This is a genomic window from Variovorax sp. 05N34 (genome assembly GCF_056397405.1).
On sequence record NZ_JBFTNI010000002.1, the window covers coordinates 832,701 to 849,302 of the forward strand.

Consider the following 16,602-nt stretch of genomic DNA (forward strand, 5'->3'; position numbering starts at 1 on the left):
GGTCTAACCATTCAACTTCTGGAACAAACCCGTGACGAACCCGAACCTCGCGTCCGCCGACACGCAGAACGCCTTCGACGTGCGGGCCTTCCGCAGCGCGCTCGGCAGCTTCCCGACTGGCGTCGCCATCATCACCACCACTGGCTCCGATGGAAAACCGATCGGACTCACCTGCAACTCTTTCAGCTCGGTGTCGCTGGAGCCGCCGCTGGTGTCCTGGGGCCTGCGACTGGCCAGCAAGAGCCTGGAGGACTTCCGTCAGAGCGGTGCCTTCGCGATCAATGTGCTGGCGGAGGACCAGAAGGAGCTGTCGGCGCGCTTCGCCAGTGGTGCCGTCGTCGACAAGTTCGATGGCGTGGCATGGACGTCGGGCCACCGCGGGCTGCCGGTGATCGCCGGCAGCGTGGCCACCTTCGAATGCGACAAGTTCGCCGAGCACCTCGCCGGCGACCACGCGCTCTTCCTCGGCCAGGTGGCGAAGTTCGACCACGGCCGGCAGGAAGCCTCGCTGGTGTTCTACAAGGGCGCCTACATGATGCTGGCGCAGTCGCTGCGTGAGTTGGCCGCGAGCGGACAGCTCGATTCGCTCCACCTCGACCAGGCGCGGCGGCTGATCAATTGCATGCTGCTGCGCCTGGCATGCCAGAACGGCGCGACGGAGGACTTCGACGCCATCGAGAGCAACATCGCCGAGATCGAAAACTATCAGGATGCAGCGCATCGCGCCGAGGCCAGCATCGAGTTCTTCCGCTTGGTTACCAAGGCCGCGCACAACGACGTGCTGGTGGTCGTGGCGGAGACGCTCACGACGCTGCTGCGGCATGTGCTGCAGACCGATTCCACACTTCGGGCCCGTCCTGAGCTCGTGCCGGTGCGCCGGAAGATCCTGGCGCACATGCGCGAGCGCGACCCCGACGCGGCGGAAGCCGAAATGAGCCACTACTTCGACCAGCTTCGCCGCGATGCCGCAGCGCAGGAGACCCTCGCATGAACATGAATGAACTACCCACGACGGAATGTGACGTGCTGGTGATCGGCTCGGGCGCCGGTGGCCTCTCGACCGCCATCACTGCCACGAAGAACGGCCTGGATGTCATCGTCGTCGAGAAGGAGCCGGTTTTCGGCGGCACCACTGCCTTTTCCGGCGGCGTGCTGTGGATTCCGCTGTCGCCGCATGCGAAGAAGGCCGGCTACGCCGACACGCGCGAGGCCGTCATTCGCTACATGAAGGCCGAGACGGGGCGCTGGTACGACGCTCCGGCGGTCGAGGCTTTCATCGACAGGGGCCCCGAGATGGTGGAGTTCTTCGAAAGTGAGACGGAGGTGCGATTCATCCCCACGCTCTACCCCGACTACCATCCCGACGCGGCCGGCGGCGTGGACATCGGACGTTCCATCCTTGCTGCGCCCTACGACATCCGCGCGCTGGGGTCGGATATGGCTCGGCTGCGCCCGCCGCTCGCGACCATCACCTTCATCGGGATGATGTTCAACTCCGCCAACGCGGATCTCAAGCATTTCTTCCGCTTCAGCAAGTCCTTCGCTTCGTTCCAGTACGTCGTCAAGCGCCTGCTCAACCATGTGAAGGAGTTGGTGCTCTATCGTCGCGGTATCAATGTGACGAGCGGCAATGCATTGGCGGCGCGGCTGGCGAAATCGGCGCTCGACCTGAAGATTCCGATTCGCACGAGCACGCCGGCGCAGGAACTGATCATCGAAGACGGTCGCGTCATCGGTGCACTGGTGAAGGGGCCGGAAGGCTTGCAGCGCATGGTCGCTCGCAAGGGCGTGGTGTTGGCCGGCGGCGGTTTCTCGCATGACCTGCAGCGCATCGCTCAGGCCTACCCGCACGTGCGCGCAGGTGGCGAGCATTTCTCACCTGTACCCCGGGGGAATACCGGCGACGGTGCACGCATGGCCGAGAAGGTGGGCGGGCGCGTGGAGATTCGCTTCAGCTCGCCGGCGGCCTGGATGCCGACATCGAAGGTGCCGCTGGGAAACGGAGAGTACGGCGCCTTTCCGCATCTGCTGGACCGCTACAAGCCCGGCATCATCGGCGTGCGGACGAGCGGCAGGCGCTTCACCAACGAGTCGAACTCGTACCACGACGTGGGCGCGGCGATGGTCGCGGCAGGGCAGGGCGCAGACACCGGGATGTGGCTGGTCTGCGACCAGGCCACGATCGGCAAGTACGGCATGGGCTATGCCAAGCCGGCGCCGGTGCCGCTCGGGCCCCTGGTGCGCAACGGCTATCTGGTCAAAGGCGCCACATTGCGCGAGTTGGCCCAGAAGGCCGGCATCGACCCGGCCGGGCTTGAGCAGACGGTGCGCGAGTACAACGAAGGCGCGGTGCACGGTGAAGATCGCCAGTTCGGCCGCGGCACGACCTCTTTCAACCGCTACCTCGCCGACCCGGACAACAAGCCGAATCCCTGTGTGGCGCCGATCGGCCGGGGTCCCTATTACGCGCTGCGCTTGGTGATGGGCGACCTGGGCACCTTCGACGGCATCGCCACCGACGTGGTGGGCCGCGTGCTCGATGCGCAGCGCCAGCCGATCGAGGGCCTCTACGCGGTAGGTAACGACCGCGCCAGCGTGATGGGTGGCAACTACCCGGGCGCCGGCATCACGCTGGGGCCGATCATGACCTTCGGCTACATCACCGGCCGCCACTTGGCCGGGCTGGAGCCGGCGCTTTCTTCAACGACCAACATGACTCCCACGACCGAAAGTCAAGCCGATGTCATACCCGCCTAAGCCGTTGGTCGATCAGCGCATCTACACGATCCGGCTGCGCAAGATGCCGGAATTCCTCGAGGTCTTCAACCGGATGGCTCTGCCGTTCCTGATGGAGACGCTGGGTACGCCGCTGGGCTTCTACGTGAGCCATGTCGGCCCGCTCAACCAGTTCGTGCATCTTTGGGGCTATGACGACCTGGCCGACTACGAACGGCGCTGCCAGGCGCGCGATGCGCACCCGGACTTCCCTGCCTATTTGAAAGCGTCTGAGCACCTGATCACGGCGCAGGAGACGCGGCTGATCAAGGCAGTCCCGATGACAGGCTGGAGATCTCCCACCTGAAGGTCAGGATGAGGGACTGAAAACTTCAATGAGTCCCTACAGCTACTACTACACAAAGCTATACCGTTCAGAGTGGTACTTGGCCAGCGGCACCTTCATCTCCCCCAGCGCCGCTTCGATCGCGTCGAGCATCACATCGGGTCCGCAGATGAAATACTCGTGAGCCGCGTAGTTCGGCGGGAGGTGGCGCTTGAACACCTCCACCGTGATGCGGCCTTTTTCACCCGTCCAACCTTCAGGCGGGTTCGAGAGCACGTGGACCACCGTCAGGTCGACCCGCTTCGCCAGCACGTCCAGTTCTTCCCGGAAGGTCACCGACTCCCAATCCTTGCTGCCATAGATCAGGATCAGCGGCCGCTTGTCCCCGCGATCCGCGAAGGTGCGGATGATGCTCATCATCGGCGTGATGCCGATGCCCCCAGCGATGAGCACGTGCATGTCGGCCGGGTTGCCTGTGGTGAATGCGCCGTAGGGACCGTCCAGATAGATGCGCGTGCCGACCGGCACCTTGGGGATTTCGTTCGTGAAATCGCCGAGCTTGCGGATGGTCATCTCGACGCGTCCATCCGCGGCTTCGGCGCTCGACGAGAAGGAAAACGGATGGCCGGTGATCTTGAAAGGGCTGCCCCATAGCGTCAACCAACCGAACTGGCCCGGTCTGAAGCGAAAGCCCGCATGCCCCTCGGGCCGCATCACGAGGGTTGTCGTATCGCCGCGTTCCTGGCGAACTTCCGACACGCGATAGGGCCGCCGCAGCATGAAGAGCGGCTTCAAGATGCGCACGTAGGCCAGCAGGGCAATCCAGAAGAGCGTCATGCCGATCCAGAGGGCGCGCTTCATGGGGTCGACCAGATAGAAGCCCCAGCCCACCATGTGGAGCAATCCGCCACCGATGGCCAGCAGGGCAAGCAGGATGTGCGTGATGTGCCAAAGCTCGTAGCTGATCTTCAGGCGCACACGCCACAGCGCCATGACCACGAGCGTGACGACCGAGCCGAGCGAAAGCACCGCGAAGACGGCGCCCATGGGCACATCGGCCAGCGTCTCGGGCGGCGCGAGCTTGTCGGAGCCGGTGGCGATCAGGATGAGTGGATGCGCCACCACGAGCGCCACGGCGATGAGCGAGATGCGCCGGTGAAAGTGGTAGATGACATCTTCGCCCCAGGGATCGGTGACATACCTGAAGCGCGCGGTGAGCCCGAACTGAAGTCCCATCATCGCGAGGCCGGTGTAGCCGAGCCCCACCGAGAACTCGGTCCAGAAATTGCGGCTCGGTGGCAGGGTGCCGGTCAGCAGCGCGAGCATGGGCGCGAGGATGAACAGCAGGTAGATGACGGCCCAGACGGCCTTTCGCAGGAGATCGCGGTTCGTCATGTGTCGACGCGTCAGATCAAATGCACGTCGTGAGAAGCAGCGGCGGCCCCAGCGCGAGCACTGCGCTGGCAAAGGCCACGATGGTCGACCACACGATCACGTCGTGCAGGAAGCTACCAGTCTTGCCAGCGTCTGCATTCGGTGTCTGCCTGGCGAACTTCAGCCACATCCAGCCGATGACGAGCAGGTGCGCGATGAACACGATGACGAGGCTCCAGCGGAGCACGGCTGTCGGCCAGCCGAAGGCACATCCGACCGCATGAAGCGCATAGAGTACCGACAGCGCAAGACACCACACACCGAAGCCGCCCGCAAGCCACCAGATGCGTCGGGGCGGCACGATCGCGCTGGTGGCGGCGTTCATGGGCGGGCCCCGAGTACGGTCACCAGTGAGGGCAAGGCAAGCACGAGTCCCACCGCGATGATGCCCGTGACCAGCGTATAGCCAACCCAGAGTTGCGTCAGACGCAGGTCGCTCGAACGGCGCTGCGAAATGTAGCCATTGCGCACACGCTGGAAGTTGCTGAAGAGAAACAGCAGTCCGGCGCCGGCATGAAAGGCGACGTAGCCCAGGAGCACCGATGCCGTCGCCCCGAGCGCATGCTCTCGCGGGCTCGGCGTCACGCCCAGGATCATCTGCACGATGGCTGCAACGGCAGCGATCAGCGCAATCGCGGTGAGGCCCATCCAGGCTGATGCCTTGCCGCTGGCGGCCACCACTTTGAGCGAGCCGCGTGTCGAGACTGCCGCAATGACAAGCGACACGATGGCGCCGAATGCAAGACTCCAGCTGGGTGTCGGCGGCGTCATCTTCTGCCAGTCCCCGCCCGCCAGCCAGAGATAGAAGGTGCCAAAAATGAGCGATGTGAACAGCGTGCCGTTCGCGAAGAGGGCGCAGATCATCGCGAGGTAGGACGGCGTGCTGGCGACCTCGGTGTGCGGCGGCACTTCGACGCCGAGCCCGACTGGCAACGGCCCGTGGTCGCGCGACAGCCCCGCGCGACTGCCCGCATGGACGAACAGTCCGAAGGTGACGAGCGCCAACACGAGCGACAGCCAGTAAGCCTTGAACAGGAAGCCCAGGACCACGCCGCCGGTGACGATCGCCGTGACCAGCGGCAGGTAGGTGGGATTGGGCAGGACGATCACCTGATCCGGCTTGCCGCTGGTGATGTGGACACCCAGCGTCTCTTGCCATCCGTTGCGCGCAAAGCCGAGGTAGCCCTCGCCGCGCGCCAGCGACAAGGCTAGCTCGCCCCTTGGCACGCTGTCGGTCTGTGGACCCGCGTGCGGAATTGAGGCGAACGCATACGACGCCGGCGGCAGCGCCATGGCCCATTCGAAAGTCGCTGCCTTCCAGGGGTCTCGCCGCACGCGGCGTCCGAAGCGCAACTGCACGACAAGATCGATAAGGAGCAGGCCGAAGCCGATCGTCATCACGAACCCCCCGACGGATGACAACAGGTTCAGCCAGTTCCAGCCTTCGTCGCCGCGGTAGGTATAGACGCGCCGCGGCATGCCGAGCAGGCCCGTCAGGTGCATCAGGAAGAAGGTCATGTTGAAGCCGATGAAGATCAGCCAGAACGCGGGCACGGCCAATCGATGCACGGCCGTGCGCCCGGTGACCAGAGGCAGCCAGTAGTAGATCGCGGCCATCATCGGAAACGCGAGCGCTCCTGCCACCACGTAGTGCATGTGCGCGACGACGAAGTAAGTGTCATGCGCCTGCCAGTCGAAGGGCACCATCGCGAGCATCACGCCGGTCAACCCGCCCATCGMGAAGATGAAGAAGAAGCCGAAGATGTAGAGCATCGGCACGCCCCAGCGCGGCTTGCCGTGCGACAGCGTCGCGAGCCACGCGAAGACCTGCACGGCGGTGGGTACGGCGACGATGGCGGAGCCGGCCGAGAAGAAGGCGAGCGCGAGATGCGGAATGCCCACGGTGAACATGTGATGCACCCAGATGCCGAAGCTCAGGAATGCCAGCGCGATGATGGCGACCACGATCGCGCGATATCCGACCAACTGCCGGTTGGCAAAGACCGGGATCATCGTCGACAGCACACCGGCCATCGGCAGGAAGATGATGTAGACGTCCGGATGGCCGAACAGCCAGAACAGGTGCTGCCAAAGCAGTGAGTCGCCGCCGCGCGTGGGGTCGAAGAAGGGCATACCGAAGGCGCGCTCGAGTTCGAGCAGGATCGAACCGAGGATGAGCGGCGGGAAGGCGACGATCATCATCAGCGCCGTCACAAGGATGTACCAGCCGAAAATCGGCATGCGGTCGAGCGACATGCCCGGTGCGCGCATCTTCAGGATCGAGACTGTGATCTCCACCGCGAGCGACAGCGCGGAGATCTCCACGAAGGTGATGCCGAGCAGCCAGATGTCCGCATTGACGCCCGGCGAATAGACGTTTGAACTGAGCGGCGTGTACATGAACCATCCGCCATTGGGCGCGATGCCCAGCACCAGTGACACCGTGATGATCGACGCGCCGAAGAGATAGCACCAATAGCCGTAGGCGGTCAGCCGCGGAAATGCGAAATCGCGCGTGCCGAGGATCTTCGGCGTCAGGTAGACCGCGAAGCTCTCCACCATCGGAATGGCAAACAGGAACAGCATCATCGATCCGTGGACCGTGAAGACCTGGTTGTAGGTCTCGGGGTCGAGGAAGCCCGAATGCGGCGTTGCCAACTGCACGCGCGTCAGCATGCCCAGCACGCCCGCGATGAGAAAGAACGTGAAGGACGTGAGGAACATCCGTTTGCCGATGACCGAGTGGTTCACGGCGGCAAGCCGCTGCCAGCCAGGACCTGTGGCCCATATCCGGTTCAACTGGCGGTGCAGCCGGAGTGCGTGTGCACCTTCGGGTTGCGAACTGACGGGTCCACTCATTTCTTCGCCTCCGGTGCTTCGAGCGCCTGTGTCAGGGCCGCGGAGAAGTCCTCCGGTCGATGGACGATGACGACGAACCGCATGCCGGCGTGGCCCAGCCCGCAGAACTCGTCGCAGGTTCCTTCGTAGCGGCCGGGGTGGTCGGCCTGGATGCGCAGCCTGTTGGTCCGGCCCGGCACCGCGTCGATCTTGCCCGCGAAGCGCGGAACCCAGAAGGCGTGGATCACGTCTTTGCTCGTCACCGCCATGTCGACGGGTTGGCCGGCAGGCAGAAGCAGGACGTTGCGTGTCTCGGCGCCGCCGTGCTCCGGATAGCGAAACGTCCAGGCCCATTGCGCCGCCACCGCCTCGATGCGCTGCTGCGGCGCGCTGCCGGGCAGGGGCAGCAAGCGTTCGCCGGTCACGAGCCCATAAGCCAGCAACGGCAGCAGGACGCAAGCGGGCAGCACGAGTCCGCCGAGGACGATCCACCGCATCGGAGAGACGCCGGAGCCCCAGCCCGGACGCCTGAACACCTGGATGAAGATCCCGATGACGAGAAGGAAGAGAACGGCCGAGCCGATCAGCATCACCCACCAGAGCGTCGCGATCGAAGCGGCAGCCGGTCCGGAGGGATCGAGCGCCGACAACGGCCCGGTGCAACCAGACAACGCGGACAACGCCGCCAACGATCCGGCTTGGAGCACCGCGCGCAAGACGCTACGATGGCCGCCCATTGACTGCGTCGGCGTCCGATGCAAAGGAGAAGAAGCATGGCGAGCCATAGCGACGGAGTTAGCGACGGAGTTCTCGGCAAGACTGCCGACAGGGCTGCTTCTTCGCAGAGCGAAGTCCTGCTTGAACTGCAGCGGCTCGATGTCGGCTCTGCCGTCGCGGTGATCGGGCACCCGATCCACGTGATGCTGGTGCATTTTCCGGTGGCGTTCATCGTCGCGACACTCGGTGTCGACGTCTTCTACTGGTGGTCCGCCGATGCCTTCTGGCTGCGCGCGGGCATCTGGGCGTCGGGCATGGCGTTCTGGAGCGGCGTGGGCGCGAGCATCGTCGGCACCGGTGAGCTTCTGCTTGTCCGCGGAATTCGGCTGCACGAGGCAAGCTGGTCGCACGCCATCGCTGCGATGACCTTGGTTGCCATCGCAGGCGCAAGCTGGGGACTGCGATTGACCGATCCCGCATCGGTCTTGCCGCACGGTCTCGTGCTGTCGGCAATCGCCTCGGTCATGGTCGGCTTCGCCGGCTGGCATGGCGGCAAGCTGGTGTTCGATCATGGCATCGGCATCCTGGTGTCGCCGAAGGACTGATGCCACAGCCGTGAAAGGCCGCCGGGCTCGAACAGGTGCGCGGCGAACATGTTCGAGTCGATGTGAGGCTTGGCCAGCACGACCCAGAGGATGGCGGCGATCAGCACGACATAGGCGACGGTGAGCGCCACGAATGAGAAGCGGCCGAAATGGCCCCTGGGCATGAACAACTGGTGCATGACCAGCCCGGCCACCACGTGCAGCATCGCCATGAGACTGACCAGCACCATCTTGATGGTGAACCATTCGACGAAGGTCGCCTGCAGGAAGATCAGCGCCGTGCCAGTGCCGATAGCAATGAACGCGGCGGGCGAAGTCATCTCCACATACACCAGGCGCGTGATGCGGTGCAGGCGGTCGAGGTCTCCGCTCGCCGTCAGAGCTTTGCGCTGCCAGAAGAGGAAGGGCAGGACGATCAGTCCGCCCGACCAGACCGCGATCGCCGCAAGATGAGCGAACTTGAGGAACGTCGTCACAGGGCGGGCTCGCTCGGTCGAAGGCTGGACCATGCGAGCCAGAGCCCCACGCCCAGATAGGGCAGCATCGCGGGGACCCACATCAACAGCCCCGCAAGCTGCTGGTCGGCGATCGGAGTGAACCCCCAGGACACTGCGCTTGCGATGTGTACCGGGTAGAGGGGCACCGAGGCGAAGACGATCAGCGCGCCGAGAAGACCCATTTGCGCGATGGTGGCGACCAGTGCCATCAGCGCGGGGCCCGTCGGAGTCGATGCCGAAAACACGCCGCGCCACAGCAGCCACCCGGTGCCGAGCAGCGAAACCTGCATCAGCCAATAGGACGGCACGCTGGCAAGCCCCCATGCATAGGGCCCGGGTGCGTGCCAGAGCCACAGCACGATGGTGTGGGCAGCGACGAGCATCGCCAGCGGCGGAGTACCCGCGCGTGGCAGCGGAAAGGCCCGCGCCAGCAGCGGCGCAACGACAGTGACGAGCAGCATGTGGTGGAACACCCGCGCCGAGAACAATGCCGATGACAACGCGCAGAGTGGAGACACGAAGACAATGAACATCAGCGCGAGCGCACTCCAGCCCGCACGCGCGTCGGACGATTTGCCTCGGGCAACGGCCACTGACAACGCGATGAGCGCTGCCAGCAGCAGTGGATCCGTATTCCAGCGCGTCCAAAGGTCCGAAGGGACCGGCGCAGGGCCGCAGTAGGCGATTGCGAAATCCAGCGTCACAAGACCACCCACAAGATCACCTTTCCCCCGTTCCCGGCCTTGCCCGTCATGCGGCGGCCGGCTTGAAGTGTTCGAAAGGATAGTAGCTGTCGAGCGAAGGCTCAAGCGCTGTACGAAGTGCTTGACAAATTTGCACCCGGTCGGCCGCGTGCGCGGTGCCGTACAACCGATGCCTTCAGCAGAACCTCACACCTCGGACCACATCCGCAGCAGGTTGTGATACTGCCCCGTGAGCGTCACAGTCTCCTCGCACTCGCCCACCCTCGCCCGCAGCTTCTGGATCACTTGATCGAGTTCGAACAGCATGCCTCTTTGTCGATCGTCGCGGATCATGCTCTGGAGCCAGAAGAACGAGCAGATGCGCTCGCCCCGCGTGACAGGATGGACACGATGAAGGCTCGTCGACGGATAGAGGATCAGGTCCCCGGCAGGAAGCTTGACTTCATGCGTTCCGTAGGTGTCGACCACCTCGAGTTCGCCGCCTTCGTAGTCCTCCGGATCGCAGAGGAACAGCGTGCAGGAAAGATCGGTACGCAGCGGCTGGCCCGTGCCGGGCACCGTTCGCACCGATCCGTCGACGTGCAGTCCGTAGTGCTCGCCGCCTTCGTAACGATTGAACATCGGCGGCACGAAGCGAAGCGGCAGCGCGGCAGAAAAGAAGAGCTGATTGCCGGCCAGCGCAGAGAGGATGGTCTTGCCCAATTCGCGGCCCACGGGCGATTGCTCGGGCAACTGGCGGTTGCGCTTCACGCGGGCGCCTTGCGCGCCGACGGATTCGCGCCCGTCCACCCAATCGGCTGCGTCGAGTGCGGCCCGGATCTCTCGAACCTGCTCGGCGCTCAGAACGTCGGGTACATGCAGCATCATTTCGCACACTCCTCACAATGAAAAAAGCCCCTGCCGCAAGGCAGGGGCCGAGTGTCGCATCCGGCTCGGCGCGAACTCGTCGATCTCGATGCGCGTCAGAACGCGAAGTTGGCCGTGATGCGTGCCGACCGCGGAATGCCCGGCGTGTAGCGATAGCCGCTCTTGTTGATGGCTGCCACGTATTCCTGGTCGAACAGGTTGTAGACGTTCAGCTGGAGCTCGACATTCTTGTTGATGCGGTAGGAAGCCATTGCATCGACCACCCAATAGGCATCGGCATACGCCGGCGTGCCGATGGCGCCATCGGTGCCGCGGCTGAGCTTGCCGTTGTAGCGTGCGCCACCGCCGATCGTCAGCCCGAAAGGGAGCTGGTAGCTGGTCCAGAGGGTGAACGCGTTCTTGGGCGTGTAGGTCAGCACGTTCTCGCCGCTGGCCGTGATGGCGGGGCCGCTCAGCACGCTGGTGTCCATGGTCGTGAAGCCGGCGCTGACGCCCCATGCGTCAGTGATGGCTCCTGCCGCGCCGAGTTCGATGCCCTGCACGCGCTTCTTGCCGGTCTGGTAGTACTGCAGCGAAGTCGGGTCCTGCACGACCTCGTTCTTGATCTCGGTACGGTAGAGCGCCGCAGTCAGCGCGAGCTTGTTGTTCAGCACGTCCCACTTGGTGCCGACCTCGTAGGTCGTGCCTTCCTGCGGCTGGAAGTCGATGCGCGACGCACTGTTGCCCGTGCCGCCCGCGGCCAGCGCAAAGTTGGCCCCGCCCGGCGGCTGCGCCGAGGTGCCCCATGCCGCGTAGATGCTTCCGTTTTCCGCCGGCTTGTAGACGACGCCCAGCTTGCCCGACCACAAGTCGTCGGAGGTCGACAGCGACGTGGGCACCAGAGTGCCGACCGGCAGCTTCGGGAAAGTGGTGGCGGTCGACAGCGTCGAGGCGCGATAGTCGGTGTTGTAGTGGTCGTAACGCACGCCGCCGGTCAACTGCCAACGCTCGCTCAGCTTGACGGTGTCGAACACATACAGGCCCACCGTATCCGTGGAGCCCACGCTGTCCGCGCCGCTGTAGGTCCGGCGAAAGCCGACGACATTCGGGTTGGGGTTGTAGAGGTTGGCCGCGGGCCAGGCGCCGGTGTTGAAGGGTGCGCCAGCGGCGGGAGTGACATTGGGGCCGAAGAATCCCAAGCTGGTCTGCTCTTCTCGGATCAACTCCAGGCCAGCGTTCATCGTGTGGCCGACGGATCCCGTGTTGAACTTCGCGGAGACGTTGGTCTGGTTGGTGAACAGCTCGTTCGTCTGGTCCTTGTTGGTGGGATTGCTCCGCGCGATGCTCCAGGTGTTCGGATTGGCAACGACCGGCGTCAGGAGGTTCGCGGACGAACCCATGAACGACGTCAGCATGTAGTCCTGGGAGGTCTTGCCGTAGCGCGTGGTGTTGCGCAATATGACGTCAGGCGTGATGTTGTGTTCGACGCGCGCCGTGAACATGTCGGCCGTCACGTTGTTGAAGTCCGAAGTCGTGCCGTAGAAATTCGACGGATCCACAGGCGAGGCGAAGCTCAGGAACCCACGCTTCGGATCGGGACTCGTGTAGCCCGGCAGGCCGATGGTCGGCACACCGCCATCGGGAACGCCGCTCTGGTCCATGTGCAGATAGTTGAAGTAGAAGCGCGTCGGCGTGTTCAGCCCGATCGCGATCGACGGTGCAATGCCCCAGCGCTTGGTGGTGATCTCGTCGCGGCCGGCTACACCAGAGTCGTCCATGACCGCGTTCAGGCGAAACGCCGCGCCAGAGCCGTCAGTGTTGGTGATGACCTTGTTCCAGTCGATGGTGCCCCGCTTGTAGCTGCCGCTGCCAAAGCCGACGGAACCCAGGAAGGCGTCTTCCATGTTCGGCTGCTTGGAGATCATGTTGATGTAGCCGGTGGGGGAGGTGCGTCCCACGTCGGTGCCCGATGGCCCCTTCACGACCTCGACCTGTTCGATGTTGAACACGTCGCGCGTGATCGAACCGAGGTCGCGAATGCCGTCGATGAAGATGCTGCTCGAAGCATCGAAGCCGCGCATGTAGATGGCATCGCCAGTGGTGGTGTTGCCGTTCTCTCCGAGATAGAAAGCGCCGGCCCCCGGCGTGTTGCGCAGGGCTTCAGACAGTGTCGTGGCGCCTTGCTCCCGCATCAGCACCTGGGGAATGACCTGGACCGTTTGCGGCGTGTCGACGAGCGGCGCCGTGAACTTGGGGCTGGCCGAATTGTCGACCTTCAGTTCAGTCGCGGGGGTGTCGGCGACGACGCGAACTTCCTTGAGAGTGTTCGTCGGGGTCTGCGCCGAGACGGGCAGTGCCAGTGCAAAAAGTGTGGCGGCCGTAGCGCTGCCCAGGGGGGGCAGGGCGCGTGCGACAGCATGCTTGCGGCTCTTGATGTAGGCCATGAATGTTCTCCGGAAAGGAAGGAATTGAGAACTTCACTGGCGGGTCCACGAGGGCGCCTTCTAGGCGTCTGGATTGGCTGGGTGAGTCGAATCGCGGTAGAGGCGAGTTCGTCCTAAATGATAATGACTCTCAACCGCAAATTAACTCGCTGTTCATCTTTGTGAAACAAATCGCCAGATTGCGGTGCATGCTGTTGCGGCGGAGCAACTTTGCGTGGTCAATAGACGTCGCGTCTGTAGCGATTCGTGCCGGCGAGTTCGCTCACTTGATCCGCCCCGAGAATCTGACGCAGGGCCGCATCCACGCCGGAAGCCATTCCCTGCATGCTCCCGCAGACGTAGATGGCGGCCCCGCGCCCGACGCATTCGCGCACATCGTCATGAGCCTGAAGCAACAGGTGCTGCACGTAGACCCGCTGGTCCTGATCGCGTGAAAAAGCCATGTCGAGGCGCCTCAGTACGCCGTCGCCGCGCCATCCCTCGATCTCTTCCTGGCAGAGAAAGTCGTGCTTCGCGTTGCGCTCGCCGAAGATCAGCCAGTTGTCTTTCTGACCGATTGCCGCCCTCGCGCGCAGATGACTGCGAAGACCGGCCAGGCCCGTCCCATTGCCGATTAGGATGAGAGGGCGCGTCCGGTTCTCGTCGAGCCTGAAATTGCGATGCGGCCGGATGCGGAATTCCAGCGTGTCACCGATGGCAAGGGTCGAAGTCAATAGCCCAGAACCCGCGCCCAGGGTGCCGTCGGGATGCCGCTCCTGGCGAACCAGGAGTTGCAAAGCACCGTCCGCCGGAATGGATGCGATGGAGTAGTCACGGGGCCGGCCAGGGTCCTTTGCAAGCGTGAGTTGTGCAATGTCGCCTGATTCCCATGTGGCTTCGGATGGGGCCACCGGTGAAAAACCCAGCTCGAACACAGGGGCGCCCGCGCTGCCGGAGTTCAAGAGCGTGCGTGCGGCGAGACGCCAGCGAGTCGGCTGACCCAGTGGCGTTGCGGGCTGCACCGCAAGCTCTTCAACGCCGCTGCACCGCGCTCTCCACCCAGCGATGGTGTCCGGATCTCCGTTGTCGACTTCGATCCTGTCGAAATGCCGAGTCGCGCCCCGGGCGTGCAACCACTCGTCGAGCATGCGCCCGAACGCGCAGAAATTGGCGTACTGGCGATCGCCCAGCGCAAGGACCGCATAGCGCAGAGATGGAAACTGGACCGAAGACGCGATCACCTGCTCGGCGAACACACTGGCACCGTCGGGCGGGTCGCCTTCGCCATAGGTACTCGCGATGAAGAACGCTCGCCGTGCATTGCGCAGCACGTTGACGTCGGCCTTGTCGAGCGGCATCAGGCGCGCCGGCGTCCCGCTTTCATGAAGCCATCGCGCCGTTTGCCACGCCAGCGTTTCGGCATGGCCGGTCTGGGTTGCGAAAAGCACGAGTGCCGCTTCGCCGGCATCAGCGCCCGCAAATGCCGAAGCTGTTCGCGCATCGACGGTGCGCGCCCGGCGCTGCCGCACATACACGGCAAGGCACAAAGTCGCGTAGGCGAGCACGATCGCGCACGCGGCAAGTGCTCGCAGAGTGGGTTCGCTCATGCGGCGCTCGCTCCGCCTGGCCAGAATTCGTTGGTTCGTTCGACATGACCTGTGGGGTCACGCAGCACGAACAATGCGGGGAGCTTGTGTTCCCGCGCAAAAGCGAACCCATCGTCAGGCCCCAGAACGGCAAGCACCGTCGCCAGTGCATCCGCCTGCATGCACTGCGAATGCAGCACCGAAACAGATGCCACTGTGTTGCACGTTGGCTCGCCCGAACGTGGATCGATCGTGTGCGACCACTGTCGCCCATGGCGATCGTGCACATGCCAGCGGTCCCCGGTCGTGGCGATCGCCATGTCGGACAGCGCAATCCTCCGAGTCATTCCGGCGGTCGATTCGATGAGCACCTGCCATGGCTCGCCGCCCGGCCGCCGCCCGGCCGCCCGAAGCTCCCCTCCGATCTCGACCAGAAAATCGCGAAGGCCTGTGCCATGCAAAGCGGCAGTGACGTGATCGACTGCGAACCCCTTCGCGATCCCGGAGAGGTCGAGCGCGCAATCCCCAGGCTGCACGATCGATGGGCGAGCTGTATCGAACATCATGCGTTGCCACCCGACGCGCGCTCGCGCCGCGGCAATGTGCGATGCATCAGGCAAAGCCGTCGACAACGATGCTTGCGAGCCGAATCCCCAGAGGGCGACGAGCGGCCCGATCGTCGGATCGAGGGCTCCGTCACTCGCGGATGCCCAGTGCATCGCACATGCAAGCACCTCGGCGAATTCCGCTCCAATGACGTGACGGCGGCCCTCGGGGGCGCGATTGAAGCGGCTGATCTCCGAATCGGCCTCCCAAGTGCTCATCTGCGCAATCACGCGCTGCAAGGCAGCTTCCACGCTCGCCTGAATGGCAGCAAGCGGGACCATGGCGGGATTGTCGAAGCGCACGGACCACGTCGTGCCCATGCTCCGACCAGCCAAGGTCTGAAGGCTGGAAGGGTCCGCGCGTCGCGGTGCGCCCGCATTCGCATAGCCGCCCGCGCGCCACGTGGCGAACGAAATGCGCTCTGCCGCCGGCTTCTCCGAAGGAGTCTCCGATGCGCTCAGGGCATCACTTCCAGGGTTGCGGCGTAAGTCAGACGCCGCTCTTTCGCTTGCGGTACCGAGGTCCTGCCGTCCTTGGTGGCCGCTTCGAGCCAATACATGCCCGCCTGCGGCCACGTCACGGCGAACTGGCCTTTGGCATCGGTCTTGATGGCGACCTCGTCGATCTTGTCCCGATAGCGCGTATTGCCGGGCGTCACGTTGACCTCGACGTCCTTGGCAGGTTGACCGTCGATGTGCAGCACGAACGTCGCCTTCTCGCCCTTGACCAGATCCGTCGGGTTGGCCGCCACGAGCTCGAGCCCCTTGCCGATCGGCTTCAGCGTGCTGGGCTTGCCCACGGTCACGAAGGTCTCAATGCGTCCTGCCGATTGCGTGACCTCGACCTCCTGCGCGTCGGCCGGAATCTGGCCGGCGATGTTCTCCGGCGTGCCCCGCGCCCGCTTGGCCTGGCCGGTGGACTTGTCCTTCCAGCGCGCGAAGACGCCTTCGTTGAGCACCGCAATGCGGTAGGTGCCGGGCTGCGCGAGGTTCAGGTCGAACACGCTTCGCAGCTTGCCCTTGTGCATGTTCTCCGCCGCCACCGTGCTGCCATCCGGCGCGGTGATGGCGAGGTTGTCGAGTCCGAGCGGGTTGTGATTGAAGAAGAACAGATCGTTCGAGACGGCCGCATCAACCGTGATCCAGTCTCCTTTCGACAGAACCGTGCTCGACGGCAGCAACCACACGTTGTGTGCCTGGACGGCGGCTGCGCCGGCAGAAAGAGCAAGCGCAATGGCCGCGGTACGGATAGCAGTCTTCATGATGAATCCCGTTGATGATGAAGT

Annotated in this window: 15 protein-coding genes; 4 read left to right on the plus strand and 11 right to left on the minus strand. The window is 64.2% G+C overall.

Features of this window, described 5'->3' with window-relative positions; translation table 11 throughout:
* Positions 1–31: 31 nt before the first annotated feature.
* From AC1DMA_RS08315 to AC1DMA_RS08325, 3 genes are read left to right on the plus strand one after another with little or no spacing between them, the layout of a single operon-like run.
* Positions 32–991 carry a flavin reductase gene (locus AC1DMA_RS08315; RefSeq protein ID WP_478143874.1) on the plus strand — a complete coding sequence of 320 codons (960 nt, stop codon included), beginning with the start codon at positions 32–34 and terminating at the stop codon, positions 989–991.
* Between the two features lie 2 nt (positions 992–993).
* Positions 994–2,757, plus strand: coding sequence for an FAD-dependent oxidoreductase (locus AC1DMA_RS08320; RefSeq protein WP_478143976.1), 1,764 nt, complete (start codon positions 994–996; stop codon positions 2,755–2,757).
* A complete protein-coding gene (locus tag AC1DMA_RS08325; protein ID WP_478124653.1) occupies positions 2,741–3,082 on the plus strand; it encodes an NIPSNAP family protein in 342 nt (113 codons plus the stop codon). The genes AC1DMA_RS08320 and AC1DMA_RS08325 overlap by 17 nt, the downstream gene beginning before the upstream one ends.
* A 48-nt stretch (positions 3,083–3,130) precedes the next feature.
* Here the strand turns inward: AC1DMA_RS08325 and AC1DMA_RS08330 are convergent, their stop codons facing one another.
* The 4 genes from AC1DMA_RS08330 to coxB are packed head-to-tail and all read right to left on the minus strand — an operon-like array spanning position 3,131 to position 8,070.
* Positions 3,131–4,456 carry a ferredoxin reductase family protein gene (locus AC1DMA_RS08330; protein WP_478143875.1) on the minus strand — a complete coding sequence of 442 codons (1,326 nt, stop codon included), beginning with the start codon at positions 4,454–4,456 and terminating at the stop codon, positions 3,131–3,133.
* Between the two features lie 16 nt (positions 4,457–4,472).
* On the minus strand, positions 4,473–4,820 hold the full coding sequence (locus AC1DMA_RS08335; RefSeq protein ID WP_478143876.1) for a hypothetical protein: 348 nt from the start codon (positions 4,818–4,820) through the stop codon (positions 4,473–4,475).
* Positions 4,817–7,354 (minus strand): cytochrome c oxidase subunit I, encoded by a 2,538-nt coding sequence (ctaD, locus tag AC1DMA_RS08340; RefSeq protein ID WP_478143877.1) that lies wholly within the window; start codon positions 7,352–7,354, stop codon positions 4,817–4,819. Before ctaD ends, AC1DMA_RS08335 begins: the two co-directional genes overlap by 4 nt.
* Positions 7,351–8,070, minus strand: a complete 720-nt coding sequence (gene coxB, locus AC1DMA_RS08345) for a cytochrome c oxidase subunit II (protein WP_478124657.1) — start codon at positions 8,068–8,070, stop codon at positions 7,351–7,353. Before coxB ends, ctaD begins: the two co-directional genes overlap by 4 nt.
* Before the next feature lie 36 nt (positions 8,071–8,106).
* On the opposite strand from coxB, the gene AC1DMA_RS08350 reads away from it, so the two are divergent.
* Entirely contained in the window at positions 8,107–8,655 is a 549-nt protein-coding gene (locus tag AC1DMA_RS08350) for a DUF2231 domain-containing protein (protein ID WP_478124658.1), read from the plus strand.
* Here AC1DMA_RS08350 and AC1DMA_RS08355 read toward each other — a convergent pair.
* The 7 genes from AC1DMA_RS08355 to AC1DMA_RS08385 form a co-directional block, all read right to left on the minus strand.
* On the minus strand, positions 8,619–9,131 hold the full coding sequence (locus AC1DMA_RS08355) for a CopD family protein (RefSeq protein ID WP_478124659.1): 513 nt from the start codon (positions 9,129–9,131) through the stop codon (positions 8,619–8,621). The two genes, AC1DMA_RS08350 and AC1DMA_RS08355, sit on opposite strands and share 37 nt — an antisense overlap.
* The gene (locus AC1DMA_RS08360) at positions 9,128–9,868 is read right to left on the minus strand and encodes a cytochrome c oxidase assembly protein (protein ID WP_478143878.1); all 741 of its coding nucleotides are present in this window, start codon (positions 9,866–9,868) and stop codon (positions 9,128–9,130) included. Before AC1DMA_RS08360 ends, AC1DMA_RS08355 begins: the two co-directional genes overlap by 4 nt.
* Positions 9,869–10,042: 174 nt before the next feature.
* On the minus strand, positions 10,043–10,723 hold the full coding sequence (locus tag AC1DMA_RS08365; protein ID WP_478143879.1) for a Fe2+-dependent dioxygenase: 681 nt from the start codon (positions 10,721–10,723) through the stop codon (positions 10,043–10,045).
* A gap of 95 nt (positions 10,724–10,818) precedes the next feature.
* The gene (locus AC1DMA_RS08370) at positions 10,819–13,146 is read right to left on the minus strand and encodes a catecholate siderophore receptor Fiu (protein WP_478124662.1); all 2,328 of its coding nucleotides are present in this window, start codon (positions 13,144–13,146) and stop codon (positions 10,819–10,821) included.
* 218 nt (positions 13,147–13,364) lie between these two features.
* Positions 13,365–14,732, minus strand: a complete 1,368-nt coding sequence (locus AC1DMA_RS08375) for a sulfite reductase subunit alpha (protein WP_478143880.1) — start codon at positions 14,730–14,732, stop codon at positions 13,365–13,367.
* Positions 14,729–15,637, minus strand: a complete 909-nt coding sequence (locus AC1DMA_RS08380; protein ID WP_478143881.1) for an FAD:protein FMN transferase — start codon at positions 15,635–15,637, stop codon at positions 14,729–14,731. Before AC1DMA_RS08380 ends, AC1DMA_RS08375 begins: the two co-directional genes overlap by 4 nt.
* 137 nt (positions 15,638–15,774) lie before the next feature.
* Complete coding sequence (locus tag AC1DMA_RS08385) at positions 15,775–16,578, minus strand: DUF4198 domain-containing protein (protein WP_478143882.1); 804 nt, start codon at positions 16,576–16,578, stop codon at positions 15,775–15,777.
* Positions 16,579–16,602 lie beyond the last annotated feature (24 nt).

Excerpts from the sequence above, each read along its gene's own strand:
- AC1DMA_RS08320 (WP_478143976.1), top strand. The coding sequence starts at position 994 with ATGAATGAACTACCCACGACGGAATGTGACGTGCTGGTGATCGGCTCG.
- AC1DMA_RS08325 (WP_478124653.1), top strand. The coding sequence starts at position 2,741 with ATGTCATACCCGCCTAAGCCGTTGGTCGATCAGCGCATCTACACGATC.
- AC1DMA_RS08330 (WP_478143875.1), bottom strand. The coding sequence starts at position 4,456 with ATGACGAACCGCGATCTCCTGCGAAAGGCCGTCTGGGCCGTCATCTAC.
- AC1DMA_RS08335 (WP_478143876.1), bottom strand. The coding sequence starts at position 4,820 with ATGAACGCCGCCACCAGCGCGATCGTGCCGCCCCGACGCATCTGGTGG.
- coxB (WP_478124657.1), bottom strand. The coding sequence starts at position 8,070 with ATGGGCGGCCATCGTAGCGTCTTGCGCGCGGTGCTCCAAGCCGGATCG.
- AC1DMA_RS08350 (WP_478124658.1), top strand. The coding sequence starts at position 8,107 with ATGGCGAGCCATAGCGACGGAGTTAGCGACGGAGTTCTCGGCAAGACT.
- AC1DMA_RS08365 (WP_478143879.1), bottom strand. The coding sequence starts at position 10,723 with ATGATGCTGCATGTACCCGACGTTCTGAGCGCCGAGCAGGTTCGAGAG.
- AC1DMA_RS08370 (WP_478124662.1), bottom strand. The coding sequence starts at position 13,146 with ATGGCCTACATCAAGAGCCGCAAGCATGCTGTCGCACGCGCCCTGCCC.
- AC1DMA_RS08375 (WP_478143880.1), bottom strand. The coding sequence starts at position 14,732 with ATGAGCGAACCCACTCTGCGAGCACTTGCCGCGTGCGCGATCGTGCTC.
- AC1DMA_RS08380 (WP_478143881.1), bottom strand. The coding sequence starts at position 15,637 with ATGGGCACGACGTGGTCCGTGCGCTTCGACAATCCCGCCATGGTCCCG.
- AC1DMA_RS08385 (WP_478143882.1), bottom strand. The coding sequence starts at position 16,578 with ATGAAGACTGCTATCCGTACCGCGGCCATTGCGCTTGCTCTTTCTGCC.